This window comes from Myxococcus sp. AM010 (genome assembly GCF_013372585.1).
GTDB lineage: Bacteria > Myxococcota > Myxococcia > Myxococcales > Myxococcaceae > Myxococcus > Myxococcus vastator.
In genome coordinates this window covers 1-730 of sequence record NZ_JABXEO010000214.1, presented here as the reverse complement: position 1 = coordinate 730, position 730 = coordinate 1, and the positions used below count along the sequence as shown (strand labels likewise).

Here is a 730-nt window from a genome sequence, read left to right as displayed (position 1 = left end):
TCGATTTCACGCGCCAGGGCCACCGTCTGCGGCAGCGGCGTGGTGTCCAGCTCCTCGCGCAGCAGGCGGCGGCACCGCTCGAAGGCGTTGAGCGCGGCCATGCGGTCGCCCGCCATGTAGTGCAGCCGCATCAGCCGGCGCCACGCTTCTTCCGAATACGGGTCCATGGTGAGGAGCTGCTCCGCGAGCGCCAGCGCGCCCGTCAGGTCCCCCCGCTTCTCCCGCGACTCCGACTCCGCCACGGCGGCCCGGCGGCGAAGCTTGTCCAGCCGCTCCCGCGCGCCCTCCAGCCATGTCTGGAATTCCGAGCAATCTTCGTACTCCAGGGCGCCCAGGAGCACGCCTTCCAGCATGAGGGCTTCCGAGAATCGCCCCGCGAGCACGTGGGCCTGGAGTTCTGCGGCGTCAGAGACGACGCCCTCACCCAGCGAGAGGACGTCGGTGCCCTGCACCAGCTCCGCGCCGCAGGCGAGCCGCAGCCGGCGCAGCAACTGTCGCATGTTGTTGCGCGCGGTCGTCTCCCCGGACTCCGCCCACAGCAGGCCGGCCAGGCGGTACTTCGGGTGGGGGCCTTCCAATGCCAGCCATGCGAGGACGCCCGCGGTCCGCCGCTCCAGGGGGATGCGCGTGTCGCCGACCCGGAGCCGGGCTTCGCCCAAGAGTTCCAGGTGAAAGCGTTGTGTATTTACCAGGCCGTCGGCTGCCATGTCCTCCGGGATTCCTCGCATGG

The 730-nt window shown here is 70.4% G+C and carries 1 protein-coding gene; it reads right to left on the bottom strand.

Going from position 1 to position 730, the window contains the following annotated elements:
- Positions 1-707: BTAD domain-containing putative transcriptional regulator (locus HV826_RS36365; protein ID WP_303623605.1), on the bottom strand; the 707-nt coding region annotated here is incomplete at its 3' end.
- Between the last annotated feature and the right edge of the window lie 23 nt (positions 708-730).